Source organism: Saccharibacillus alkalitolerans (genome assembly GCF_011090185.1).
GTDB lineage: Bacteria > Bacillota > Bacilli > Paenibacillales > Paenibacillaceae > Saccharibacillus > Saccharibacillus alkalitolerans.
Genome location: NZ_JAAFGS010000011.1, coordinates 20,564 through 45,542 on the forward strand (window position 1 = coordinate 20,564; position 24,979 = coordinate 45,542).

A 24,979-nucleotide genomic window follows, 5' to 3' on the forward strand; every position below is an offset into this window, starting at 1 on the left:
AAGCCGCGCCTGCGCGGCTTTTTTTTGTGCCGAGGAGGCCCTGGTGATTCGCGCGCCGAAAAGATGGATAAAATTTGGCAAACGAGGGTCTCCGTACAAAGTCGCGGAACGGCCGAGCCGAAGGGAGCGAATGTCAATGAAACTGTCCTACAATACCGAGACTCTTTTTAACGGACGAAGCATCTACGAAGCGCTGCCCATTCTGCACGAGGTCGGAGCGAAAGCGATCGAGTTCTGGTCTTGGGCGGACAAGGATTTACACCGGATCAAGGAACTGTGCGGGGAGTACGAAATGGATGTCGCTTCGATCGTCGTGGTGACGGATACGCTGCTTAGGCCCGACGGACGATCGGAAGCGCTGGAGGAAATGGAAAAAGCGGCGGAAGCCGCGCGTTTTCTGGGCTGCCCGACTCTGGTGCACAGCGTCGGCTTCGAGGTGGAAGAACAGAACAGGGAAGACACGCGGGAGATTCTGATCAAAGGACTCCGGGAGGCGGCTCCCCTGCTGGACAAATCCGGGGTGACGCTGGCGATCGAGCCGATGAACACGGTGCGGGACAAGGAGCTGGCCGGCTATTTCCTGAACACGTCGGAGGAAGCGTTTCGCATCGTCCGCGAAGTGGACCATCCGCTCGTCAAAGTCTGCTACGACTTTTACCACGTTCAGATCATGGAGGGCAACGTCATTTCTCGCATGCAAAACAACATCCACCGGATCGCGCATATCCAGGCGGCCGGCGTGCCGGGCCGAGGCGAACTGTTCGCCGGGGAACTGAACTACGACCGCATTTTCGACTTCATCAAACAGACCGACTACGACGGATACGTCGGCATCGAGTACTTTCCGACTCACGATCCCTTAGGAGACTTGAAAGAAATTCACGCCAAGCACCATACGGGGTAAACGGGCGGCTGCCGCGCTGCTGCTCTGCATGCTTCCGCATGAGGATACGTAAAAATGGGTATATAGGTATCATGAAAACGTGCGGAACGGAGGAACAGCGTGGAAATCGTAAATGTGATGCTTGTCATTTTGCTCATTTTGTTAACGGCCTTTTTCGTCGCCTCCGAGTATTCGATCATCCGGGTGCGCGTATCGCGCATCAATCAGCTTGCGGATCAAGGCAACAAGAATGCGCAGGCGGTCAAGCGAATACTGGGAAGGCTCGACGAGTTTCTGTCCGCCAGCCAGCTCGGCACGACGCTGACGTCGCTGGCGCTCGGATGGTTGGGCGAATCGACGGTGGAGGAACTGCTGGCACCGGTGTTCGTCTGGCTGCATATTCCGGGGTCGGTTACGGGGATTCTGTCCTTCCTGCTGGCGTTCCTGATCCTGACCTATTTCGAAGTGCTGATCGGAGAGCTGGTGCCGAAAACCGTCGCCATTCAGGTCGCGGAGCCGCTGGCGCTCGCGTTGGCGCGTCCGCTCATTATTTTTTACCGCATCACGTATCCGTTCAACTGGATTCTGAGTCGTTCCTCCCGGGTCATCAGCGGACTGTTCGGGCTTAAGCCGCTGACGGAGGGAGAAGCCGCGCAGAGCGAGGCGGAACTTCGTCTGGCGCTGTCGGAAGGGTTCAAGAGCGGGGAAATTACGCCGACCGAGTACCGCTATCTCAACAACGTATTCGATTTCGACGAGCGGGACGCGCAGGAGATCATGGTACCGCGCACCGAGATTCGCCACATTCCGCAGGATGCGGACGTTCGCGATCTGTTGGAGCTGATCGAACCGAAGACGTACAGCCTGGTGCCGGTCTCGCTGGACGGGGACAAAGACCATATCGTCGGCATGGTGAACGTCAAGCAGGTGCTGAGCGATTACGTGCGCCGGGGCGGGGGCGGCCCGCAGCCGATCGCGCCGTATATCCGTCCCGTCATCCAGGTCATTGAAACGGTACGCGCGCGCGACCTGCTCGGACGGATGCAGAAGGAAGGCATCCATATGTCCGTCCTGATGGACGAGTACGGCGGCACTTCCGGACTGGTTACGCTCGAGGATCTGCTGGAAGAGATCGTGGGCGATATTCCTTCCGGTTCTTCGCCGGCGGGCGCCGCGGTTCCGACCCCGCTGATTCGGCCCGACGGAGAAGGACGGTTCCTGCTCAGTTCGAAGGCGCTGCTGCATGACGTGAACCGTCAGCTCGGCACGGACATCGATTCGGAAGAAGTGTACACGATCGGCGGCTGGCTGCTGTCGGAAAAGTTCGATCTTAAGCAAGGCGACACGCTGAACGAAGCCGGCTGGGACTGGACGATCCGCGAGATGCAGGGCGGCCGAATCGGGCAGATCGAAGCGGTTCGCGCGGCGGGGAACGAACGGGAAGCGGAACCGAATTGAACAGGCGGGGAATAGAAGGAGGAGCGGATGATGAATCGCGAAAAAGGAATCCGGCGAACAGCGGCGGCTGCATTCGCGGCCGTGCTGGTGTTCCTGCCGGAAAGGACGGCTGAGGTTCGTGCATACGCGGGGAGCGAGGAGAGTGCCGCCGCGGCTTCCGGCGCCGCAGCGTATCCGACGAACGCGGAAAAAACGAAGCTCGAAATCGTGCGCGAAGCGAATCTGGCGCTGCGAGCGCTGGCGGATCGCGATTTCGACGCGCTGGCCGATCTGGCGGCCCCTCGAGGAATTCGATTCTCTCCTTACGCGTACGTCGAACTTAAAAGCGATCGCGTGTTGACGCCCGGCAAGCTGCGCCAAGCTTGGAAGGATCCTGAAACATATGTTTGGGGCGCCTACGACGGAAGCGGAGAGCCGATCGTGCTTGATTTTCGCGGCTACTATGCCCGGTTTCTGAACAATCTGCCCTATACGGCGCCTGACGGCGTCGGTTACAACCGGGTCGTGCGAAGCGGCAATACGCTCAGCAACTTAAAGAAGGCCTATCCAAAAGCGAAGTTTGTCGAATTCTATGTCAAAGGCGGACGCAGCGGGGCCGGCGATGTCGGAGGCATGGACTGGGGCAGCCTTCGCTTCGTCTTCGAGCAGACCGGCAGCGATTGGCAGTTGATCGGAATCGTCGGCGACCGATGGACGATATAGGCAGAACGGGAAGTTGGGGATAAAGAAAACCCTTTATGTGAAGAATATGTGAAAGATTTCAACAGGTTGGGGATAAAAAGCTGATTTTTGGGGATAAACTTGTGAATAAGGATAGAATAACCTGTGAGTAAGCGGCATTTTATACACAGGCTGGTACAGATTCATGAGGGTTCCTTTCCCATTTGAGCCGCCGTATAATAGAAAAGGAAGGTTCCTTCGTACAGGGACCGCGACAAAAGGGAGGGGAAGCGCATGGCCGCCAAGAAAAAACAAGCCGCCGCGCGTCCGGCCGCATCGGACAAACCGGCGACGCTGAAAGATATGCTGAATCCCGAGGTGCTGGCGAAGCTTCAAGCCCAGGCGAACGAGCTGAAAGCGACCGAGCAGGAGCGTCGGGAAGAAGAACAGCGGATGGCCGCGGAAGCGAAAAAAGCCGAACGCAAACGTCTGGAAAACGACTTCGAATACCTGCTCAGCCAGAGCGAAGGCAAAAAAATCAACAAGTACGATTAAGCGTAGGAACGCATGAAGCGGGCAGCGATAAATTCGGAGAGCCTGTACGCTCGAAAAAGAAATCCGGCAGAAGCCGGGTTTCTTTTTTTTTTGCGCGGACATTGACAACCCCGTAAGAAAAGGCGTATAGTATCGGTTGTTAATCGTAATAATTACTATTAGATTCGAGGAGCAGTATAAATGGAAGCAAAAAAAATTCCCGTTACCGTCCTGTGCGGTTATTTGGGGTCGGGCAAGACGACCCTGCTCAATCATATTCTTCACAATCGTCAGGGCATGAAAGTGGCGGTCATCGTCAACGACATGAGCGAAATCAACGTGGACGCCGGGCTGGTAGCCGGCGAAGCGGGATTGTCGCGTACCGAAGAGAAGCTCGTCGAAATGTCCAACGGCTGCATCTGCTGCACGCTGCGGGAAGATCTGCTGCGCGAAGTGGAGAAGCTGGCGGCCGAAGGACGCTTCGATTACATTTTGATCGAATCGACGGGCATCAGCGAGCCGGTTCCGATCGCCCAGACGTTTACTTATGCCGACGAGACGACGGGCGTCGATCTCACTTCCCTGGCACGGCTCGACTGCATGGTGACCGTAGTCGACGCTTACCGGTTCTGGCATGATTTCGAATCGGGCGAAAGTTTGCTCGCGCGGGGTCAGGCGACCGCCGAAGACGATACGCGCGACGTGACCGACCTGCTGATCGACCAAGTCGAGATGTGCGACGTGCTGCTGCTCAACAAATGCGATCTGGTCGAAGAAGAAGAACTTGCGCGGCTGGAAGGCGTGCTGCGCAAACTTCAGCCTTCCGCGAAAATCATTCGCACGGTGCGCGGCGAAGTCGATCCGGCGGAGATTCTGAATACGGGCAGGTTCGACTTCGAACAGGCGAGCCTGGCGCCCGGCTGGATCCGCGAGCTGCAGAAGGAAGAGCATACGCCCGAAACGGAAGAGTACGGCATCGGTTCGTTCGTTTACCGCCGCAGACGTCCTTTCCATCCGGAGCGATTGGCCGAAACGCTGGGCGAGTGGCCGGCTGAAATCGTGAGAGCCAAAGGCCTGATATGGCTGGCCGTCAAAGAAGACTGGGCGGCCAGCTTCAGCCAGGCGGGCCCCTCGATTCAGTTCGGACCGGCGGGAAGCTGGATTGCCGGCCTGCCGGAGGCGGAGCGCAGCGAATTGTTGGCCGGGCAGCCCGAGCTGTCGGAAGGATGGGACGACGAGACCGGCGACCGGATCAACGAATTCGTATTGATCGGAATCGGAATGGACCGGGAAGAAATCGAAGCGGAGCTGGACGCCTGCCTGCTCAGCGAAGAAGAAATGAAGGCGGACTGGGGAAGCTTCCCGAACCCGCTGCCGTGGGCGGCCGCCGAGACGGCCGACGCGTAAGAGAGCGCAAAGACGGCGTCCGGGTCCCTTCGCACCCAATAAGAAGCGATATCCCAAAATGAAAAGGAGCGCATAAACATGGCAAAGAAATCGAAAGTGGTACGCGAGAAAAAGCGTCAGGAAACGGTAGCGAAATATGCGGAGCTGCGCCGCGAATTGAAAGCGAAAGGCGACTACGCGGCGCTGCAAAAGCTTCCTCGCGATTCTTCCCCGACCCGGTTGAAAAACCGCTGCGAAATGACGGGACGTCCCCGCGGCTATTTGCGCAAGTTCAAAGTATCCCGGATCATGTTCCGGGAACTGGCGCACAAAGGACAGATTCCGGGCGTTACGAAGTCCAGCTGGTAAATAAAAGCTCAAGTCGTCCGTCGGAGTTGACAAGGGACGATTCATTCCTTATGCTTAAAATTAATCGTAAAAATTACGATAACTATTAAGAGTCGGGTTCGACTTTTCGCCTCACCGACGCAAATACAGAGGAGGATTCAACCATGAGAGTCATCGTGACCCTGGCCTGCACCGAGTGCGGAGACCGCAATTATACGACCACGAAAAACAAACGGAACCATCCCGAGCGGCTGGAACTGAAAAAATACTGCCCGCGTCTCAAAAAGTATACGATTCACCGCGAAACGCGGTAAGTCCCGCAGAAGCGTCTGCGAAGTGCTGTCGGTACGCCGACGGCCCGCATGTGCGCGGAGCTCCCGCCGCTCGGATTTCCGGATTTGGGTCGCTGCGGGAAGCAAGCCAAGAGCAAGGGGGGCGGAAGCATTTGCCCCTCTTTTAAATTGCGCGGGTTTTATTTAAGGAGTGTTCGCCATGATATTGTCTTCCATGGAAAATGTCGTGTTCGGTTACGGCGAAAGCCCCGTCGTCAACGGAGTGTCGCTTGATATCCATAAGGGAGAGTTTTTGGGGATTACCGGTCCCAACGGCACGGCCAAAACGACGGTGCTGAAAATTTTGCTCGGCCTGCTGAAGCCGTGGAGCGGAGAGGTCCGGCTGAACCAAGAAGCGTTCGACGGAGAAAAGCCGGTGATCGGCTACGTTCCTCAAAACGCTTCGGCGTTCAATTCCGGATTTCCGAGCCGGGTCATCGAACTGGTACGTTCCGGCTGCCATTCGCGCCTGGGATTGTTCGGCCGCTTCGGTTCCGAGCAGGAGAGGCTCGTGCGGGACAGTCTTGAGCAGGTCGGCATGTGGGAGCTCAGACGCCGCCGCATAGGCGAGCTGTCGGGAGGCCAGAAGCAGCGCGTATGTATCGCGAGAGCGCTGGTGCAATGTCCGAACGTGCTCATTCTGGACGAACCCACGACGGGGATGGACGTGCGCAGCCGAACGGCGCTTTATCGGCTGATGAAGCATCAGGTGCGCCATCACGGCGTAACGGTCGTCATGGTCACGCACGGTCTGGAAGAAGCGGGCCGCTATTTGGACCGCGTCATAACGCTGGAGCGTCTCGAGACGGAATCGGTCGAGACTTCCGCGAATATCGGCAAAACGGCCGCGGATGACCGTTGGGAAATGGGGTAACGGCGATGCTGGCTTACGAATTTATGCAGCGCGCTTTTTTGGCCGGCGCGTTGATCGGATTGATCGCGCCGATTCTGGGCATTTATTTAATGCTTCGCCGGCAGATTCTGCTGGCCGATACGCTGTCTCACGTGTCGCTGGCCGGCGTTGCCGCAGGGGCCCTCACAGGCATGAACCCTTCCGTCGGCGGTTTTGCCGCGGCGGTCGTCGCGGCGCTGCTGATCGAACGGCTGCGCAAAGGCTATCGCACTTATGCGGAAGTTCCGGTCGCCATCATGATGACGGGAGGCCTTGCTCTGGCCGTCGTGCTGATGAATTTCGGCCGGACGCTCTCGCAGAGCTTCAATTCATACCTGTTCGGTTCGATCGTAGCCGTGAGCGAAACTCAGCTCTGGCTGATCGGAGGCGCGACGGTCGTCGGACTGCTGTTCTTCTTCGTTTTTCGCCGGCCGATGTACGATCTGACGTTCGACGAGGAAGCGGCGGGAATCAGCGGCGTGCGGGTACGGACGCTGACGACGGCCTTTTCCGTTCTGACGGGGATGACCGTGGCGGCGGCGATGCCGATCGTGGGCGTTCTGCTGGTCTCGGCGCTGCTGGTTCTGCCGGCCGCGCTCGCGCTGCGGATTGCCGGCGGATTTCTCTCGGCCGTCGTGATCGCGATCGTCGTCGGATTGACGGGGATTTTTAGCGGATTGACCGTCTCTTACTTTTATAATATGCCCCCCGGCGGAACGATCGCGCTGATTTTATTGGCTTTCCTGCTGCTGGGTATCGGCCTGCAAAAGGCATCGGTCTTTATCAGAAGGAAACGGGGCGTAACGGAACCATCCATTTGAAAGGAATGAGGAAAACAATGAATAGAAAACACGGCAGAACAAAAGCGGCGGTAGGAGCTTCCCTGCTCAGCTTGATGCTCGTACTGGGCGGATGCGGATCGAATGCGGCGAATAACGCGGCGAACACGGATAACGGGGCCGAAAACGATACGGGTACGCAGTCCGAACAGACGGCGGCGCCGACGGAAAAGCTGAAGGTGGAGACAAGCTTCTATCCGATGTACGAGTTCGCGCGCAGCGTCGGCGGAGACTTGGCCGACGTCCATCTGCTCGTTCCGGCGGGCATGGAGCCGCATGATTGGGAACCGACTCCTCAGGATATCGCAAAGATTCAAGAAGCCGACCTGCTTGTCTATAACGGCGCAGGCATGGAGAGCTGGGTTGATCAGGTCGTGAACGCTTCGTCGGGCTCCAAGATGACCCCTGTGGAAGCGAGCGCGGGCCTTGAAATCATGGAAAGCGCCGGCGGACATTCCCACAGCCATGGCGACGACCACGACCATGATCACGACGGGGCGGCGGAAGAAGGCCACGACCACGATCATGACGCGGCCGCGGAAGAAGGCCACGACCACGATCATGACGCGGCCGCGGAAGAAGGCCACGACCACGATCATGACGCGGCCGCGGAAGAAGGCCATGACCACGATCATGACGCGGCAGCGGAAGAAGGCCACGGACATCACCACGATCACGGCGGCCTTGATCCGCACGTCTGGTTGTCCCCTGCCGAAGCCATTCGCGAAGTTCGCAATATCGAAGCCGCGTTCGCCAAAGCCGATCCCGACAATGCCGATCAATACAAAAGCAACGCCGATACTTACGCAGCCAAGCTCGAAGAGCTGGACAAAGAATTCAAGGACGGATTATCGAATACAAAGCGCAAAGACTTTATTACGCAGCATGCCGCATTCGGCTATCTGGCTCGCGACTACGGTCTGACCCAGGTTCCGATCGCGGGGCTGTCGCCGGACCAAGAGCCTTCCGCGCAGGGCATGGCGGAAGTGATCGAATTCGCCAAGGAGCACGACGTTAAAACGATCTTCTTCGAAACTCTCGTGTCGTCGCAGGTTGCCGAAGCGATCGCTTCCGAAATCGGAGCGAAAACGGATGTGCTGAATCCGCTCGAAGGTCTGACGGCGGAAGAAGAAGCCGCCGGCAAAGATTACCTTTCCGTCATGCGCACCAACCTGGAAGCGTTGAAGGCGGCTCTGAACGAATAGCCGCGCCGATATTTCCACAGGCCGGTCACGGCCCGATTTGCCGATGTTCGCCCGACAGGGCGGGCGTCGGCTTTTCGGCATAGACCCGGCGCTTTTTTTGCAAAGGGAAAGAATTCTCGGACTGGGGGCGACCGACGCACTATGCTATGATAGGGAAAGCCGAAAAAGAAGGAGAGAAGACGATGAACGGAAAGAACAGATCCGATGTACGGCCGGGACTCACGGTCGATATCGTACTTAAAAAAGACCAGCCGACCGGCGCTCTGACAAGAGGCGTCGTTAAAGATATTTTGACCAATTCCGCCACGCATCCGCACGGAATCAAGGTTCGGCTGCAGGACGGCCAGGTCGGTCGGGTCAAACAGATCGTCGAGTAAGCTCCGTTTGGAACGATCGACGATTAGAGAAGGAATATTCGCGTTTAATAGTAGGGTAATAACGTCATCTTCATATGCTCCTGCCGTGCCTCGCATCCCAGCGGCGGCCGGGAGGGAAGACAGGAGGAACGCAGGATGAGCAGTATGCCCCAAGGGACGGAGAAAAAGGTGGAGCTGAGGTTCTTCCGTCCGGAGTACGAAAAGGCTCTGTTCGAAGACTATCAGGTGTCCGAAGAGCAGGAGAAATATACGGCCCTGCCGGTCAGGGCCATCCAGCTGTGCAGGGAAGACCGGGACCGCCATCCGATCGTGATTTTGGCCGACAAGAAACCGGTAGGTTTCTTCGTTCTGCACCGGGGGGACCGGATCCGAAGCGTTACCGAGTCGCCGCGCGCCATGTTGGTGCGTTCGCTTTCGGTGAATTTGCCCGAACAGGGCAAAGGCTACGCAAAGCGCGCAATGAGCCTGCTTCCCAAGTTCGTCAGCGACTATTTCCCCGACATGAACGAGATCGTGCTGGTCATCAACAAGCATAACGAAGCGGCGCTGCATATATACGAACAGGCCGGATTCGAAGATCGCGGTCACCGTCAGGAAGGTCCTGTCGGTCCGCAGGTGCTGCTTCACTACCGGATGAACCGGAAATAGCGTCTCCGGGCCTGCTGGCCGCCGGAACGGCAGCAAAGCGAAAACCCCCGCGTCCGATCGCAATGATCGAACGCGGGGGTTTGGCGTTGGAGCCGACTAGATCGGCAGCAGCAGCAGAATGATCGAAGACAAGCTGAGGCAGACGCTGACCAGGCACAGCACCAACAGCACCTGCTTGGGATTCAGTCCGCTCGACAGCAGACGATAATGGATCTGCGAAGCGTCGGCCTCGTAAATTTTCTGGCCGTTTTTCAATCTTTTCAGAACGACGAAAATGTTGTCGAAGATCGGAACGCCCAGGGCGAGAATCGGCACGAGCAGCGAGAGCAGCGTGGCCTGCTTGAACGCGCCGTCCAGGGCGATGATCGCCAGGATGAAGCCCAGGAACGTGGCGCCCGAGTCGCCCATGTACACTTTTGCCGGCGGTTTGTTGAATTTCAGATAAGCCAGGCCTACGCCGACCAGGCTGATCGCCATGATCGCCGAATCGCCTTGGTGCCGGGCGATGGCGACGACGAACAGGGTGCCCGCCGAGATCGTCGCCAGGCTTCCCGCAAGGCCGTCCAATCCGTCGGTGAAATTGATAACGGTCGTGACGCCGAAGATCCACAGCAGCGTCAGCACGAGCTGCAGCCATTCCGGCAGTACGACGTAACTGTCCGTGAACGGGTTGGTGAAGCCGGAGAAGCGAATGCCGGCCAGGTAGACGAGCAGCGCGGCCGAGAGCTGCACGACCAGCTTGGGCAGCGCCGGAAACTCGCGCCGGCTGACTTTGTACCAGTCGTCCACAAGCCCGATCGCCAGAATCAGAAGCGAACCGCCAAGGATGGCGGCGGACTCGGCAGGAGTCATGTCGTTGAAAAATATGTAAGTAACGGCGAAGCCGGCGAACAGGGCGATTCCCGCCATCAGCGGAATCGGCTCGCGATGAAGTTTGCGTTCGTTGTCCGGGCGCGGCTTGTCGACGAAGTCGAGCCGGATTGCCCAACTGCGCAAAAAGGGAATCAGGATCAAGGCAACGACCAGAGACAGCAGAAAAGCGGCTAAATAATGCATATATCCTCCTTGAACGTACGGAGCGAACCGGTACGAAGACCGGCTGCGACGCAGCTTGGCACTGTTGTCAGTATAGTCCGGTTTTCCCGAATTCGCAACGGATGAAAGCGGCGCCTGCCGCCCGGATGAACAGCGGCTCTTTTCTGTGGTATGATAAAAACGAGTCGCAGTGCGACCGGCAAGGCGGAAGGCGGCAGCCGCCGCCGAATATGCGGGGGATGAAACACGTGAGAAAACGATTTGTCAGATGGCTGAACGACATGAAAATCCGCAACAAGTTGATCTTTTTCTATGTAATCGTTGTCATGATTCCCGTGCTGGTCGTCGGCTTTATCGTGATCCAGTATTTCAGGCAGGACGCGCTCGAGAAGGCGACGGAGCAGACCGAAGTCAACGTGCAGCGGATGAAGACGCAGATCGAGAACCAGATTACGATACCGATTAACGTCTCCAACCAACTGCTGCTTGACCGGGATATGGAGAGGGTGGCGACTACCCTTTACCCGGCGGACGATCCGATCATGCTGGTCAATGCATACCGGGGATACACCGACTTTGCCGACTATGCGCGTGCGTACAGCGAGATTCGCAGCATCCAGCTGTACGTGCAGAATCCGACGCTGCAGGACAACTTGGAATTTATGAACGCGACCAGCAAAGTTCGGGAAACGTCCTGGTACAAAGAGGCGGCCGAGCGCGGCGGGCGTTCGATCGCATGGGCGTATATAAACGACGCGACGGCCTATACGAACCTGTCGAACGCGACGGCGACCAAGCAGCTCAGCCTGGTCCGGCAGATTCTTTTCCCGAACGCGAACAGTCTGGGCGTACTGGTGATTCAGGTGAATACCGATTATCTGAACTCGCTGCTCAGCCAGGAGCCGTTCGATACGATGGTTGCAGACAAGGACGGCTATATCGTCGCGGCCAAAGACCGCTCCACGATCGGACGCACGCTGAGCGACATGGGATTCGAAGTGGCGGTCGGCGATCAGGAGCAGGAACGGACTTTCGAACGGAATATCGACGGCGTGGATTATCGGGTCTCGATCAATACGCTTATTCCCGAATCCAGCAAAAACGGCTTGACGATCGTCTCCGCCTTTTCGTCCGAGAGCATCGTGCACGACGCCAATCGGATCGGATTGATCGGAGCCGGATTGATTATCTTTATTTTGCTGATGGCGCTGCTGGCCGTTTATTTCAATTCGCGCCTGATCAGCTCCCGTCTGCTCAAGCTGAACCGCAACCTCAATCGGGTAGCGGAAGGCGATCTGGATACGGTGTCGAGAATCGACGGGCACGACGAGATCGGGCAGTTGTCCGAACAGTTCAATTATATGGTAACCAACATCAAAGAGCTGATGAACCAGGTCTACGAGGCGAGCGAAGCCAACAATCGTCTCGAGGTCATGCAGCGGGAAATCAAACTGAAAATGCTCGCCAGCCAGATCAATCCCCATTTTCTGTTCAACGCGTTGGAATCGATCCGCATGCGCGCCCATATCCAGGGGGAAAAGGATATCGCGCGTATCGTAAGGCTGCTGGGCAAGCTGATCCGCCGCAATCTGGAAATCGGCCACAGGCATACTTCGCTCAAAAGCGAGCTGGACATGGTCCAATCCTACCTGGAAATTCAAAAGTTCCGCCATGGCGACCGGCTGCATTACGAGCTGGCGGCCGCGCCCGATACGCTGGACGTGTTTTTGCCGCCGCTTATCGTACAACCTTTGATCGAAAACGCTATCGTGCACGGTCTTGAAAACAAGGAAGCGGAAGGAACGGTATCGCTTCACGCTTCGCGAATCGGCGAAGAAGTGCTGATCGACGTCATCGACAACGGAGCGGGCATGACGCCCGAAAGGCTGCGCCAAGTCGAAGAGTCGATCCGCGAAAAAGACGAGAAAGAAGAAAGCCGGATCGGACTGCGCAATGTGCATCAGCGGCTGGTGATGACTTACGGGGAAGAATGCGGACTGCACATTTCGAGCGAGCTGGGCAAAGGAACGCAAATTTATTTCAAGATACCCGCCGGGAGGGACGAATGATGTACAAAGTGCTGATTGTGGACGACGAACCGATGATTCGCGAGGGGCTGCGCACGATCGTCGATTGGGAAACCGAGGGATTCGAAATCGTCGATACGGCGTCGAACGGCAAAGAAGGATTGGAGAAATTCGGACAAATCGAACCCGATCTGACCATCGTGGATATCCGTATGCCGGGAATGACCGGGCTTGATCTGATCGAAAGGGTGCGCAAAGACAATTCGTCGGCGCATTTCCTCATTCTGAGCGGTTACGCGGAATTCGATTACGCCAAGCGCGCGATCGTGAGCGGAGTCAGCGGTTATCTGCTTAAACCCGTGGACGAGGAAGAACTTCTGGACGAGCTTCGGCGCGTCCGCGAGCTGCTGCAGCGCGAGCAGGAAGCCCGAAGCGCCCGAATCGAGCAGGAGTCGGCGCTGCCCAAGGCGCAGATCGTCGAAGAGCTGCTGTTCGAAGACGAGCCTCTGGGCGAGGAGCAGCGGGCCAAGCTGGCCGGAGCACTGGGCTTGTCGGCGCCGGCCTACCGCATCGCGCTGCTGGACGCCCACGGGGGAATCGAGACGGAATCGCGGCAGCATGCCGTGTTCCGTCAGCGCCTAAAAGAATCGTTCGAAGAGAGAGGCGGGGACGTTCTTTTTTCGGCGGGTTCCCATATCGGCCTGCTGCTGGTGCGCCGGAGTCACGTGGAAGGCGGAGAGACGCTGCGAAGCCAGCTGGCCGAAGCGGCCGGCGACCTGGAATTCCACGCGGCCTGCGGGCCGACCGTCGAACGTTTGACGGATATCGCCTCCTCGTTCCGGGAAGCCGAACAGCTGCTGCACGCCCGCTTTTTCTTCGAGAGCGGTTCGCTGATCGACCGGGCGGCGTACGAGGAACGTTTCGCCGCCGGCGATGCCCGAGGGACTGACGACGAAGCGGAAGACGGTCCGCAGCTCGGAGATAAGCTGTATTACGCGCTGGATATCCGCAGCCGCGATGCCGTGGACAAGGTGCTGGCCGAGCTCGAGCGGACGGCGGTAAGCCGGCGTATGGACGAAGGAGCGGTGCGGGGAGAATATTCCCGGACGCTATCGCTGGCGCTCGGCAAGCTGTCTTCGAGCGCTTCCTCCGCGGCGGAACTGGCCCAGAACTATCACAGCCTGCTGCTGTCGGACGTCAACCAGGCGCAGAGCTACGGAATGCTGAAGCGCCAGGTCGGCGATCGGCTCGGCGAACTGATCGACCGCTTCGGCGGAGCGAACAAAGACACGGTGCTGAAACAGATGATCGACTTTATCCGGCGCAACTACAGCGAGAACTTGAAGCTTGAGGTGCTGGCGGAAATGTTCGGCTACAACAGCGGCTATCTGGGCAAATTGTTCAAAAATTATACCGGCGAGTATTTTAACGCTTTCGTCGACAAAGTCAGAGTGGACAAAGCGAAGGAACTTCTGGGCCAGGGGCTGAAAGTTCATCAGGTTGCCGCGAGGGTAGGCTACTCCAACGCCGATTATTTCCACTCGAAGTTCCGCAAATACGTCGGGACTTCGCCTTCGGCTTACCGGAACGAAATGCACGGCGAGCAGCAGAGCGGCGAACAATAAAAAGCACCGAACCAAGGAATCGTCCCGTCAGAGGGGCGCCCGGGGATGAATCGGAGAGCGATCTCTAATTTATCCCCCCTTTTTTTGCGAATTTTCGGGTGGGACGTTTTTGATGTCTAATTTTCGCATGATTTTGTCTAAAATTCATAGGGTATGCGCTTTCAAAGAAAACGCTTATCATTAGGACATAAAGGAAATCAGGAGGGGTCATATACATGGAAACGCTCACACCAGGCGGAACTTCCAAAAACAGCCCGGGTGCTCCTGCTGCCGAAGCAAACGCCGGTAAGCGCTTTAAAAAACCTAGCTTTTGGCGCACTGCTCTGCAGCAAAAGTACCTGTATCTAATGTCGCTACCCTTTGTCATTTGGGCTTTCGTATTCAGCTACCTGCCTCTGTGGGGCTGGACGATGGCTTTCCAGAACTTCAAGCCGGCCAAAGGATTTTTCGCTCAGGAATGGGTCGGGTTCAAGCATTTCCAGGAACTCTTCACGGATGACCGCTTCTATCTGGCGCTGCGCAATACGCTGGCGATGAGCGTCATGGGCCTGGTCGTCGGCTTCATCATCCCCGTCATTTTCGCCATGCTGCTTAACGAGCTGCGAGGCATGCTGTTCAAACGGTTCGTTCAGACGGTCTCTTACCTGCCCCACTTCGTATCGTGGGTCGTCGTGGCCGGTATCGTAACCAAAATGCTCTCGACTCAGGGGGGCGCGATCAACGACCTGCTCGTCGGACTCCATATTATTAACGAACCGGTCCAGTTCATGGCCAAAGGCGAGTGGTTTTGGTACATTGTAACCGCTTCCGACGTTTGGAAAGAAATGGGTTGGAGCACGATCATCTATTTGGCGGCGATCACGGGCATCGATCAGGAACAATACGAAGCCGCCCGGGTCGACGGCGCAAACCGCTACAGACAAATGTGGCACATCACGCTTCCGGGCATCCGGACAACGATCTCGGTTCTGTTCATTATGCAGGTGGGTCACCTGCTGCAAATCGGCTTCGAGAAACAATTCCTCCTCGGCAACAACCTGGTGCAGGAATACTCGCAGGTGCTTGAACTGTACGCGCTGCAGTACGGATTGCAGATGGGACGCTTCTCGTACGGTACCGCAATCAGTATCTTCAACTCCGTTGTCAGCGTTATCCTGCTGTTCACGGTAAACGGCATCTTCAAAAAAGTATCCAAAGAAAGCATCATGTAAGGGGGGGAACGTTATGGCAGCACCTAAAGCTTTCAACGCCACACGGGGCGATAAAGTATTCGACGTCGTCAATATCATCATCATGTCGCTGGTTCTGGTCGTGACGCTGTATCCGTTCCTGAACGTGCTGGCGATCTCGCTCAACGAATCGTCCGATACGGTCAAAGGCGGCATCACGATCCTGCCTCGGGTTTTCACTTTCGAAAACTATCAGCAGATCTTCCAGTATGAAGGTTTGATCCGCGGTCTCTGGGTTTCGGTTCTCCGGACGGTTATCGGTACGCTGTTCGGCTTGGTCAGCGCCTCGATGCTGGCCTACACGCTCAGCCGTCCCGACTTCCAGGCCCGCAAATTCACATCGACGTTCCTGGTTGTCACGATGTATGTATCCGGCGGCCTGATTCCGGTCTACATCCTGTTCCGCGATCTGGACCTGCTGGGAACGTTCTGGGTATACGTCCTGCCGACTTTGGTCAATGCGTTCAACGTCATCGTCATCCGTTCCTTCATGGACGGCCTGCCGTATGCGCTGCAGGAATCGGCCAAGCTCGACGGAGCGAACGATTTCACCATCTATTGGAAGATCATCCTGCCGCTCTGTAAGCCGGTACTCGCGACGATCGCGCTGTTCCTGGCTGTCGGACAGTGGAACTCCTGGTTCGACTCCTATCTGTACAACGGCAGTCACCCGGAATGGACGACGCTGCAGTTCGAACTGATGAAGGTGCTTCAAAGCACCCAGCAGGGCGGCAGCGGCCAAATGATCAACGCAAACGATATGGCGCAGAAGATGTCCCAAATCTCGCCGGAATCGATCAAAATGGCCATTACCATCGTCGTTACGGTACCGATCCTCGTCGTCTATCCGTTCCTGCAAAAATACTTCGTCAGCGGCATGACGCTGGGCGCGGTCAAATCGTAATCGGATCTCGATCCGAAACTTGTTCCTCAGGTATTTACGGGAGGCTCCGGCCTCCCGATCTACAAAGGGCGCTTTGCGAAATTCGCCTGAATCATTCTTTCGGACATTTTGATAAAGAGCTCAAATAGAGATAAAACTTTCAGGGTGATTGAAAAAGGGAGGTTTTTTGAAGTGGTAAGTAAAAAAGTGAAGTGGGTAGCACCGGTAGCCTTGGCATCCATCGTGGGTCTGACAGCTTGCGGCGGCGGCAGCAGCAGTACGGGCGATAGCAGCAAAGCGGCAGATACGGAAACCGGACCGGTTGAATTCAGCATGTTCAGCGCCGATCCGAATCCGAACTGGGTAGGCATGAAAGACGAAGTCGGAAAGGCCATTACGGAAAAAACGGGCGTTACGCTGAATGCCGAGTACGCAATCGGCGGCGATACGCAAAAAATCCCGCTGATGATCGCCTCGGGCGAATATCCGGACTTGATCATGCCGAAAGGCGATACAAGCAAACTGGTGGAAGCCGGCGCGCTGGTCGACCTGACGGACCTGATCGACAAGTATGCCCCGAACATCAAGAAAATGTTTGCGGAAGATATGAACCGCCTGAAATACAGCAAAGAAGATCAATCGATTTACATTATCCCGACTTATAACGGCGTCGGACAAACTTCGTTCGATGCGGGCGGCGGCTTCGAGCTTCAGCTGGAAGTGCTGAAAGAACTGGGCTATCCGGAAATTCGCACGCTTGAAGATTATGAGAACGCCATCAAGGAATATTATGCCAAGCATCCAACAATTAACGGCCAACCGACCATTCCGATGACGCTGAATGCGGACGATTGGAAGATTATGATCGGGGTAACCAACCCGGCCTTCCTGGCAACCGGCCTGCCGGATAACGGCGAATTCTACATCAATCCGGAAACGTTCGAAGTCAAAATGCACTACAAACGTCCGGAAGAGAAAGAATATTTCCGTTGGTTGAACAAAATGTACAACGAAGGTCTGCTGGATAAAGAAACGTTTACGCAAAAAGACGACCAGTACAAAGCGAAAATCTCCAGCGGCCGCGTTCTGGGCACAATCAACCAGGAGTGGGATTACAGCGAAGCCGAAAACGTGCTGAAAGGTTCGAGCGACGCCACAATGCAGAACCGCATCTTCGGACACTTCCCGGTTACGCTGAGCGAAGAGTATAAAGATCACTCCTTCATGGACGTAGGTTTCCCTGGCGGTTACGGCATCGGTCTGACGACGAACCTGAGCGAAGAAGAACAAATTCGCGCAATCAAGTTCATCGATTGGATGGCTTCCGACGAAGGTCAAGTGCTGTATCAGTGGGGCATCGAAGGCAAGCACTACAACGTCGAAAACGGCAAACGCGTGATTCCGCAAGAAATTCAGGATCGCAAAACGAAAGATACCGCCGCGTTCACGAAAGAAACGGGTATCGGCCAGTACACGACAATGGCTCCTCACTACGGCGACGGCGTGAAGGACGCTACGGACAATTACTACACGACGAACTTCCCTGAACAAATTCAGAGTGCGTATACCCAACCGGAAAAAGACGCTCTGAAAGAATACGGCGCGAAAACTTGGAAAGATCTGTTCCCGCAGCCGGAAGAACTGGGCACAAGCCCTTGGGGTGCCGCGTTCAACCTGCCGGCTCCAAGCGACCCTGCTTATACGGTAGCGTTCCAAAAACAAACGGACATCGTGCGCAAGCGCATTCCGGAAGCCATTCTGGCAACACCGGACAAATTCGATGCCATCTATGACGGTATGATCAAAGAGCTGAACGCTCCGGACATCGTCAAGATGGAAGAAATCTTCAGCCAGCAGGTCAAAGACACCGTTGAGCTGTGGGGCACAGGCAAATAATTCGTCGAATTTCATAACCGAATCACTAGAAAAAGAATCCTGAGAAGGGTTCTTTTTCTTTTTTAATCAAAAATAAACATTTGTATTGACACGAAGCGGCACTGGGGTTATATTCTTACTGTAAGCACTTACATTATATGAAGTAATTATTTCAGCTTTGTTCGAAACCGCTTTATCCTAATCCGAAATAACTCATAAATTAGGTTAAAAACAGGCTTAAGAACAAAGTTTAATTATTTTCTAATAATGTAAACGCTTTATATGACAATTAACTTCAAAAAGGAAATAATGAGAAGAGAGAAAGAAAGCTAATCGACGGTATGACCGGGCGCTGCCCGTTGTACACATATAAAAAAATCATCCAAAGGGGGATGTAGATTGATGAAGGGGAATACAAAAAAAATAGCAGCCCTGCTGATGACAAGCACGCTTGTCGTAGCGGCAGGATGCGGCGGTGGCGGCGATACGGCAAAGACGGCAGCACCGAAAGGGAACGAGAATAACTCGGCTTCCGAAGCGGCGGCAAGCACCGAACCGGTTACTTTTTCGTTCTTCGGCGGCGATGCCAGCCCGAACTGGAATTCCATGCAGGACGCGGTCGGCAAAGCCATTACGGAAAAGACGGGCGTCACGCTGAACGCGGAATTTGCCGTCAGCGGTACCGACCAGCAGAAGGTCGCGCTGATGATCGCTTCCGGCGAATATCCGGACATCATTTTCCCGAAAGGCGAGACGAGCAAGCTGGTCGAAGCCGGGGCGATGGTGGACTTGACGGACCTGATCGACAAGCATGCACCGAACATCAAGAAGATCTACGGTCCTTACATGAACCGCCTGAAATACAGCAAGGACGACCCATCCATCTATACCATCCCTACCAATACCATGGTCGATCACACGTACTTTGACGCAGGTGGCGGATTCGAGCTTCAGCTGGCCGTGCTGAAAGAACTCGGCTATCCGGAAATCCGCACCGTCAAAGACTTCGAAAACGCGCTGCGCGAATATTACGAGAAGAACCCGACGATCGACGGGCAGCCGACCATTCCGCTGACGCTGAACGCGGACGACTGGAAGATCATGATCACGGTTACCAACCCTGCGGTATACGCGACAGGCGGCCCGGATGACGGCGAATTCTATATCGACCCGGAGACGCACGAAGCGAAGCTGCACTACAAGCGTCCGGAGGAAAAAGAATACTTCCGCTGGCTGAACCATATGTACAACACCGGCCTGCTGGACAAAGAATCGTTTACGCAGAAGAACGACCAGTACCTGGCGAAGATCGCCAGCGGCCGCGTCCTTGGCATGATCGATCAGAACTGGGACTACCAGGAAGCCGAAAATGCCCTGAAAGGCGCCGGCAAGCACGAGCGCACGTACGGACACTTCCCGGTGACGCTCACGGAAGAGTATAAGGATCCTTCCTTCGTCGATATCGGCAACGGATCGGGCTACGGCGTCGGTCTGACGACGGCGCTGAGCGAAGAAGAGCAGGTTCGCGCGATTGAGTTCCTCGACTGGATGGCTTCCGACGAAGCGCAAATCCTCAATAACTGGGGGATCGAAGGCACGCATTACAAAGTCGAAAACGGCAAGCGCGTTATTCCGGCCGACGTGCAGGACCGCAAGACGAACGAGAACGCCGCGTTCACGAAAGAATCCGGCATCGGCCTGTACGCTCCGCTGTCCGTCCGCTACGGCGACGGCGTCAAGGACTCGACGGACAACTATTACACGACGAACTATCCGGAGCAGATCACGGCGAACTACAGCGAGCCGATGAAGGAAGCGCTGAAAGCGTACAACGCGACGACTTGGAAAGACCTGTTCCCGGGCAAAGACGAATTCCCGGTTAAAAAGTGGGGCGCAGCGTACAACCTGCCTTCGCCGAGCACGCCGGACTTCACGGTACCGTTCCAAAAATCGCAGGACATCGTACGCAAAGCTATCCCGGCCGCGATCGTAGCGAGCCCGGACCAATTCGACGCCATCTACGATCAAATGCTGACGGACCTTGAAGGTTCCAACATTCCGGAAATGGAAGCGATGTATACGCAGCTGATCAAGGACACGGTTGAACTTTGGGAAAGCGAACCGGTAAGCAAGTAATTTGCGGCCTACGGTTGCGAGACTCATGAGTTAGGCGAAAGCTTCCGTTTGAAAAGTAAAGCGGAAGCTTTCTATCAACTATAAATGTAAGCGTTTTAAATCGTCGGGTCTGCTTATAAAATCAATCTTCAAAGGGGCGTAGAGACAATGGGAACAAGTAAGGGATTAAAGGCGACGGTATTGTTGACGGCAATGGCTATGGCAGCAGTGGGATGCAGCGGGGGCAATACGGCAAGCAATACAAACAATGCAAACGGGGGAGCGTCTGCAGGAGGCGACAACAAGGCTGCCGAAACGGCACCGAGCACCGAACCGGTTACTTTTTCGTTCTTCGGCGGCGATGCCAGCCCGAACTGGAATTCCATGCAGGACGCGGTCGGCAAAGCCATTACGGAAAAGACGGGCGTCACGCTGAACGCGGAATTTGCCGTCAGCGGTACCGACCAGCAGAAGGTCGCGCTGATGATCGCTTCCGGCGATTACCCGGACATCATCTTCCCGAAAGGCGAGACGAGCAAGCTGGTCGAAGCCGGGGCGATGGTGGACCTGACGGACCTGATCGACAAGCATGCGCCTAACATCAAGAAGATCTACGGTCCTTACATGAACCGCCTGAAATACAGCAAGGACGATCCATCCATCTATACCATCCCTACCAATACCATGGTCGATCACACGTACTTTGACGCAGGCGGCGGATTCGAGCTTCAGCTGGCCGTGCTGAAAGAACTCGGCTATCCGGAAATCCGCACCGTCAAAGACTTCGAAAACGCGCTGCGCGAATATTACGAGAAGAACCCGACGATCGACGGGCAGCCGACCATTCCGCTGACGCTGAACGCGGACGACTGGAAGATCATGATCACGGTTACCAACCCTGCGGTATACGCGACAGGCGGCCCGGATGACGGCGAATTCTATATCGACCCGGAGACGCACGAAGCGAAGCTGCACTACAAGCGTCCGGAGGAAAAAGAATACTTCCGCTGGCTGAACCATATGTACAACACCGGCCTGCTGGACAAAGAATCGTTTACGCAGAAGAACGACCAGTACCTGGCGAAGATCGCCAGCGGACGCGTCCTCGGCTTGATCGATCAGAACTGGGACTACCAGGAAGCCGAAAACGCCCTGAAAGGCGCCGGCAAGCACGAGCGCACGTACGGACACTTCCCGGTGACCCTCACGGAAGAGTATAAAGACCATTCTTTCGTCGATATCGGCAACGGATCGGGCTACGGCGTCGGTCTGACGACATCGCTGAGCGAAGAAGAGCAGGTTCGCGCGATTGAGTTCCTCGACTGGATGGCTTCCGACGAAGCGCAAATCCTCAATAACTGGGGGATCGAAGGCACGCATTACAAAGTCGAAAACGGCAAGCGCGTTATTCCGGACGACGTGCAGGACCGCAAGACGAACGACAATGCCGCGTTCACGAAAGAATCCGGCATCGGCCTGTACGCTCCGCTGTCCGTCCGCTACGGCGACGGCGTCAAGGACTCGACGGACAACTATTACACGACGAACTATCCGGAGCAGATCACGGCGAACTACAGCGAGCCGATGAAGGAAGCGCTGAAAGCGTACAACGCGACGACTTGGAAAGACCTGTTCCCGGGCAAAGACGAATTCCCGGTTAAGGCATGGGGCGCGGCGTACAATCTGCCTTCGCCGAGCACGCCGGACTTCACGGTACCGTTCCAAAAATCGCAGGACATCGTGCGCAAAGCTATCCCGGCCGCGATCGTAGCGAGCCCGGATCAATTCGACGCCATCTACGATCAAATGCTGACGGACCTCGAAGGTTCCAACATTCCGGAAATGGAAGCGATGTATACGCAGCTGATCAAAGACACGGTTGAAGCTTGGTCGGCCAAATAAGCAGGCGACAATCATACGGCAAGCATAAGCGAACAGCCTTCATCCCCGCGGATGGAGGCTGTTTTTACGAAGTTTTTTAGCTGCGCGTAAACGATTCGTTACCCCAACTCCCCGCTTTTTTATGTTCGAGCACGGTTGCAATTTGTCGAAATCGTCGATCAAATTTAAAGTAATGAATTGACGCTCAGCTGCCGGCTGACTTATACTGAGAACGGGTTGTAAGCATTTTCAACAGGAGTGAACCGGAACGTACCTAAAACGTTTTCTAAAAAAACGGGGGTTAGTCGGAATGGAGCAGAATCGAACGTATAAATTATGGTATCGACAGCCTGCGGCGCGCTGGGAAGAGGCGCTTCCGGCCGGCAACGGGCGGCTTGGCGCCATGGTGTTCGGCGGGGAACGCCGGGAACGGCTGCAGTTGAACGAAGATACGCTGTGGTCGGGTTTTCCGCGGGATAAAGTCAATTATGACGCGCAGCGCTATTTGAAGCAGGCTCGGGAACTGATCTTCGCGGGACAATATGACGAGGCGGAGAAGTTGATCAATCAACGCATGCTGGGCTGGAATACGGAAGCGTATCAGCCGCTGGGAGACCTGTATATCGACCGGATCGGCGGGGGGGAGACTGCGGGATACGAGCGCGAACTCGATTTGTCGAACGGGATATTGAAGACGAGCTTTACGGTAGAGGGTACCCGATTTGTGCGCGAAGTCTGGATCAGCGAGCCGGATCAGGTGCTGACCGTCGTATTGAGCGCCGACCGGGCGGAATCCATCGATATCGACGTCGCGCTGGAAAGCCTTCTGCCGTATGAGACGGCCGCGTTTACGGATGGACGATTGACGATGAAAGGCATGGCGCCGAGCCACGTGGAATCGAATTATTTTCGCGATCATCCGCAGGCGATCCTGTTCGAGGAAGGTCTAGGCATGCGCTTCGAAGCGCAGCTGAAGACGCTGGCGGAAGGCGGGGAAGTTCGCGCGTTGGACGGGCGGATCGAGATCCGCGGCGCGGACAAGGTCGTGCTGCTGCTGGCCGCAGCGACCAACTTCGAGGCGTACGACAAACTGCCCGAGAGCGGAGGCCGACGCCCGGACCGCCTGTGCGAAAGCTGGCTTACCGCCGCTTCGGCACTGAGCGAGCGGGAACTGCGCGAACGCCATGTCCGCGACCATGCGGCGTTGTTCGGACGCGTGGAACTGAACCTGGGCGGCCAGGAGCGCGCGCAGCTGCCGACGGACGAGCGGCTGGAAGCCTACAAGCAGGGGGCGTCCGATCCGGCGCTGGAGGCGCTGTACTTCCATTACGGCCGCTATCTGCTTATGGGCAGCTCGCGTCCGGGGACGCAGCCTGCTAATCTCCAAGGCATTTGGAACGATCAGATCGAACCGCCCTGGAACAGCAATTACACGTCGAACATCAACGTGCAGATGAATTACTGGCCGGTCGAAAGCGTCAACCTCGGCGAGTGCCACGAACCGATGCTGAAGATGATCGGGGAACTGGCGCAGGCCGGCCGCCGCACGGCGAAGATCCATTACGGCGCCCGCGGCTGGACGGCGCATCATAACGTCGATCTGTGGCGAATGACGACGCCGTCCGGCGGAGATGCCAGCTGGGCGTTTTGGCCGATGGGCGGACTTTGGCTGACTTCCCACTTGTGGGAGCATTACTTATTTACCGGAAACGAACAATTCCTGCGAGACCAAGCCTATCCGATTCTTCGGGAAGCGGCACTGTTCGCTCTGGATTGGCTCGTCGAAGGTCCGGACGGCCGCCTGACGACCGCCCCGTCGACTTCGCCGGAGAACAAGTTCCGCATGGCGAACGGGGAGCCGTGCAGCACGGCATTCGGTTCGGCGATGGACCTGACGCTCATTCGCGACGTCATGGAACAGACGCTCGAAGCCGAGAAACGGCTTGGTCTGGAAAGCCGGGAAGCCGACGAATTCCGTTCGGCGCTGGAACGCCTGCAGCCGCTGCAGGTCGGCTCGGACGGTCGCCTGCTCGAATGGGGAACGGAGCTGGAAGAACACGAGCCGGGGCACCGGCATGTCTCGCATTTGTACGGCGTGTACCCGGGCCGATCCATCAACCGTCAGGACGCGCCGGAACTGCTTCGGGCCGCGCAGGCCTCGCTCGAGGCTCGCATCGCGAACGGAGGAGGCCATACGGGCTGGAGCTGCGCATGGTTGATCAATCTGTACGCCCGCCTGCTGGACGGGGAGAGCGCCTACCGTTTCGTGCATACGCTGTTGGCGCGCTCGACGCATCCGAACCTGTTCGACGACCACCCGCCGTTCCAAATCGACGGCAACTTCGGCGGAACCGCCGGCATCGCGGAGCTGCTGCTGCAGAGCCATCTCGGCGAGCTGCATCTGCTGCCGGCGCTTCCGGCCGCTTGGGCGGACGGCTCCGTGCGCGGGCTGCGCGCGCGGGGAGGCTTTACCGTCGCGCTGGAATGGCGCGGCGGACAGCTGCGGTCGGCCGAGATCGCGGCCGACCGCTCCGGCACGGTCCGGCTGCGCGCGGACCGCGCCTTTGAAGGGGCTTCGCCGGCCGCGGCGGGCGAAGCGGGAAGCTTTGCCGGCGAGCTGAGCATCGCGGCCGGCCAGACCTTGCGCATCGCCTTCGAGTAGGCGATGCGCAAGGCAGGGGGCGGAATCCCGCCGAAGTTCTTGTTTGCCCTGCCGAATTTTTGCAATAAACCAAACGACAACAAGC

Annotated in this window: 21 protein-coding genes; 20 read left to right on the forward strand and 1 reads right to left on the reverse strand. The window is 56.6% G+C overall.

The window, feature by feature from the left end:
* Nucleotides 1-136: 136 nt before the first annotated feature.
* The 12 genes from GYN08_RS21250 (at nucleotide 137) to GYN08_RS21305 (ending at nucleotide 9,562) form a co-directional block, all read left to right on the forward strand.
* Nucleotides 137-904, forward strand: a complete 768-nt coding sequence (locus tag GYN08_RS21250) for a TIM barrel protein (protein WP_166278959.1) — start codon at nucleotides 137-139, stop codon at nucleotides 902-904.
* A 99-nt stretch (nucleotides 905-1,003) separates the two neighbouring features.
* Nucleotides 1,004-2,341 (forward strand): hemolysin family protein, encoded by a 1,338-nt coding sequence (locus GYN08_RS21255; RefSeq protein ID WP_166278962.1) that lies wholly within the window; start codon nucleotides 1,004-1,006, stop codon nucleotides 2,339-2,341.
* 27 nt (nucleotides 2,342-2,368) lie between these two features.
* Nucleotides 2,369-3,043, forward strand: coding sequence for a hypothetical protein (locus GYN08_RS21260; protein ID WP_166278965.1), 675 nt, complete (start codon nucleotides 2,369-2,371; stop codon nucleotides 3,041-3,043).
* Between the two features lie 252 nt (nucleotides 3,044-3,295).
* Nucleotides 3,296-3,556 (forward strand): YqkE family protein, encoded by a 261-nt coding sequence (locus GYN08_RS21265; RefSeq protein ID WP_166278968.1) that lies wholly within the window; start codon nucleotides 3,296-3,298, stop codon nucleotides 3,554-3,556.
* 180 nt (nucleotides 3,557-3,736) lie between these two features.
* Entirely contained in the window at nucleotides 3,737-4,942 is a 1,206-nt protein-coding gene (locus GYN08_RS21270) for a GTP-binding protein (protein ID WP_166278971.1), read from the forward strand.
* Nucleotides 4,943-5,020: 78 nt separating this feature from the next.
* Nucleotides 5,021-5,290 (forward strand): 30S ribosomal protein S14, encoded by a 270-nt coding sequence (gene rpsN / locus GYN08_RS21275; RefSeq protein WP_166278974.1) that lies wholly within the window; start codon nucleotides 5,021-5,023, stop codon nucleotides 5,288-5,290.
* 143 nt (nucleotides 5,291-5,433) lie between these two features.
* On the forward strand, nucleotides 5,434-5,583 hold the full coding sequence (gene rpmG, locus GYN08_RS21280) for a 50S ribosomal protein L33 (RefSeq protein ID WP_087801633.1): 150 nt from the start codon (nucleotides 5,434-5,436) through the stop codon (nucleotides 5,581-5,583).
* 178 nt (nucleotides 5,584-5,761) lie between these two features.
* Nucleotides 5,762-6,475 (forward strand): metal ABC transporter ATP-binding protein, encoded by a 714-nt coding sequence (locus GYN08_RS21285; RefSeq protein ID WP_166278977.1) that lies wholly within the window; start codon nucleotides 5,762-5,764, stop codon nucleotides 6,473-6,475.
* 5 nt (nucleotides 6,476-6,480) lie between these two features.
* Nucleotides 6,481-7,314: a metal ABC transporter permease gene (locus GYN08_RS21290; protein ID WP_166278980.1), complete on the forward strand. Its 834-nt coding sequence runs from the start codon at nucleotides 6,481-6,483 to the stop codon at nucleotides 7,312-7,314.
* A gap of 17 nt (nucleotides 7,315-7,331) precedes the next feature.
* Nucleotides 7,332-8,537, forward strand: a complete 1,206-nt coding sequence (locus tag GYN08_RS21295; protein ID WP_166278983.1) for a metal ABC transporter substrate-binding protein — start codon at nucleotides 7,332-7,334, stop codon at nucleotides 8,535-8,537.
* 182 nt (nucleotides 8,538-8,719) lie between these two features.
* Nucleotides 8,720-8,914 (forward strand): YwbE family protein, encoded by a 195-nt coding sequence (locus tag GYN08_RS21300; RefSeq protein WP_166278986.1) that lies wholly within the window; start codon nucleotides 8,720-8,722, stop codon nucleotides 8,912-8,914.
* Between the two features lie 135 nt (nucleotides 8,915-9,049).
* On the forward strand, nucleotides 9,050-9,562 hold the full coding sequence (locus tag GYN08_RS21305; RefSeq protein WP_166278989.1) for a GNAT family N-acetyltransferase: 513 nt from the start codon (nucleotides 9,050-9,052) through the stop codon (nucleotides 9,560-9,562).
* Between the two features lie 96 nt (nucleotides 9,563-9,658).
* On the opposite strand, the gene GYN08_RS21310 is transcribed toward GYN08_RS21305, so the two are convergent.
* Nucleotides 9,659-10,618 carry an MraY family glycosyltransferase gene (locus GYN08_RS21310; protein ID WP_166278992.1) on the reverse strand — a complete coding sequence of 320 codons (960 nt, stop codon included), beginning with the start codon at nucleotides 10,616-10,618 and terminating at the stop codon, nucleotides 9,659-9,661.
* 218 nt (nucleotides 10,619-10,836) lie between these two features.
* On the opposite strand from GYN08_RS21310, the gene GYN08_RS21315 reads away from it, so the two are divergent.
* From GYN08_RS21315 to GYN08_RS21350, 8 genes are all read left to right on the forward strand, one after another.
* Complete coding sequence (locus GYN08_RS21315) at nucleotides 10,837-12,666, forward strand: cache domain-containing sensor histidine kinase (protein ID WP_206023866.1); 1,830 nt, start codon at nucleotides 10,837-10,839, stop codon at nucleotides 12,664-12,666.
* Complete coding sequence (locus GYN08_RS21320) at nucleotides 12,663-14,249, forward strand: response regulator transcription factor (RefSeq protein ID WP_166278998.1); 1,587 nt, start codon at nucleotides 12,663-12,665, stop codon at nucleotides 14,247-14,249. Before GYN08_RS21315 ends, GYN08_RS21320 begins: the two co-directional genes overlap by 4 nt.
* A 215-nt stretch (nucleotides 14,250-14,464) precedes the next feature.
* Nucleotides 14,465-15,460: an ABC transporter permease gene (locus GYN08_RS21325; RefSeq protein WP_166279001.1), complete on the forward strand. Its 996-nt coding sequence runs from the start codon at nucleotides 14,465-14,467 to the stop codon at nucleotides 15,458-15,460.
* Nucleotides 15,461-15,473: 13 nt separating this feature from the next.
* On the forward strand, nucleotides 15,474-16,382 hold the full coding sequence (locus GYN08_RS21330; protein WP_166279004.1) for a carbohydrate ABC transporter permease: 909 nt from the start codon (nucleotides 15,474-15,476) through the stop codon (nucleotides 16,380-16,382).
* A gap of 171 nt (nucleotides 16,383-16,553) precedes the next feature.
* A complete protein-coding gene (locus GYN08_RS21335; protein WP_166279007.1) occupies nucleotides 16,554-18,257 on the forward strand; it encodes an ABC transporter substrate-binding protein in 1,704 nt (567 codons plus the stop codon).
* Between the two features lie 381 nt (nucleotides 18,258-18,638).
* Nucleotides 18,639-20,372 carry an ABC transporter substrate-binding protein gene (locus GYN08_RS21340; RefSeq protein WP_166279010.1) on the forward strand — a complete coding sequence of 578 codons (1,734 nt, stop codon included), beginning with the start codon at nucleotides 18,639-18,641 and terminating at the stop codon, nucleotides 20,370-20,372.
* Between the two features lie 147 nt (nucleotides 20,373-20,519).
* Nucleotides 20,520-22,253 (forward strand): ABC transporter substrate-binding protein, encoded by a 1,734-nt coding sequence (locus GYN08_RS21345; RefSeq protein ID WP_235946427.1) that lies wholly within the window; start codon nucleotides 20,520-20,522, stop codon nucleotides 22,251-22,253.
* Between the two features lie 289 nt (nucleotides 22,254-22,542).
* Nucleotides 22,543-24,894, forward strand: coding sequence for a glycoside hydrolase family 95 protein (locus GYN08_RS21350; protein WP_166279013.1), 2,352 nt, complete (start codon nucleotides 22,543-22,545; stop codon nucleotides 24,892-24,894).
* Nucleotides 24,895-24,979 lie beyond the last annotated feature (85 nt).

Bases quoted from the DNA above. Each gene is read 5' to 3' on its own strand.
- rpmG (WP_087801633.1), top strand. From the start codon at position 5,434: ATGAGAGTCATCGTGACCCTGGCCTGCACCGAGTGCGGAGACCGCAAT.
- GYN08_RS21345 (WP_235946427.1), top strand. From the start codon at position 20,520: ATGGGAACAAGTAAGGGATTAAAGGCGACGGTATTGTTGACGGCAATG.
- GYN08_RS21265 (WP_166278968.1), top strand. From the start codon at position 3,296: ATGGCCGCCAAGAAAAAACAAGCCGCCGCGCGTCCGGCCGCATCGGAC.
- GYN08_RS21285 (WP_166278977.1), top strand. From the start codon at position 5,762: ATGATATTGTCTTCCATGGAAAATGTCGTGTTCGGTTACGGCGAAAGC.
- GYN08_RS21310 (WP_166278992.1), bottom strand. From the start codon at position 10,618: ATGCATTATTTAGCCGCTTTTCTGCTGTCTCTGGTCGTTGCCTTGATC.
- GYN08_RS21305 (WP_166278989.1), top strand. From the start codon at position 9,050: ATGAGCAGTATGCCCCAAGGGACGGAGAAAAAGGTGGAGCTGAGGTTC.
- rpsN (WP_166278974.1), top strand. From the start codon at position 5,021: ATGGCAAAGAAATCGAAAGTGGTACGCGAGAAAAAGCGTCAGGAAACG.
- GYN08_RS21330 (WP_166279004.1), top strand. From the start codon at position 15,474: ATGGCAGCACCTAAAGCTTTCAACGCCACACGGGGCGATAAAGTATTC.
- GYN08_RS21300 (WP_166278986.1), top strand. From the start codon at position 8,720: ATGAACGGAAAGAACAGATCCGATGTACGGCCGGGACTCACGGTCGAT.
- GYN08_RS21270 (WP_166278971.1), top strand. From the start codon at position 3,737: ATGGAAGCAAAAAAAATTCCCGTTACCGTCCTGTGCGGTTATTTGGGG.
- GYN08_RS21315 (WP_206023866.1), top strand. From the start codon at position 10,837: ATGAAACACGTGAGAAAACGATTTGTCAGATGGCTGAACGACATGAAA.
- GYN08_RS21325 (WP_166279001.1), top strand. From the start codon at position 14,465: ATGGAAACGCTCACACCAGGCGGAACTTCCAAAAACAGCCCGGGTGCT.
- GYN08_RS21290 (WP_166278980.1), top strand. From the start codon at position 6,481: ATGCTGGCTTACGAATTTATGCAGCGCGCTTTTTTGGCCGGCGCGTTG.
- GYN08_RS21295 (WP_166278983.1), top strand. From the start codon at position 7,332: ATGAATAGAAAACACGGCAGAACAAAAGCGGCGGTAGGAGCTTCCCTG.
- GYN08_RS21340 (WP_166279010.1), top strand. From the start codon at position 18,639: ATGAAGGGGAATACAAAAAAAATAGCAGCCCTGCTGATGACAAGCACG.
- GYN08_RS21350 (WP_166279013.1), top strand. From the start codon at position 22,543: ATGGAGCAGAATCGAACGTATAAATTATGGTATCGACAGCCTGCGGCG.
- GYN08_RS21320 (WP_166278998.1), top strand. From the start codon at position 12,663: ATGATGTACAAAGTGCTGATTGTGGACGACGAACCGATGATTCGCGAG.
- GYN08_RS21260 (WP_166278965.1), top strand. From the start codon at position 2,369: ATGATGAATCGCGAAAAAGGAATCCGGCGAACAGCGGCGGCTGCATTC.
- GYN08_RS21250 (WP_166278959.1), top strand. From the start codon at position 137: ATGAAACTGTCCTACAATACCGAGACTCTTTTTAACGGACGAAGCATC.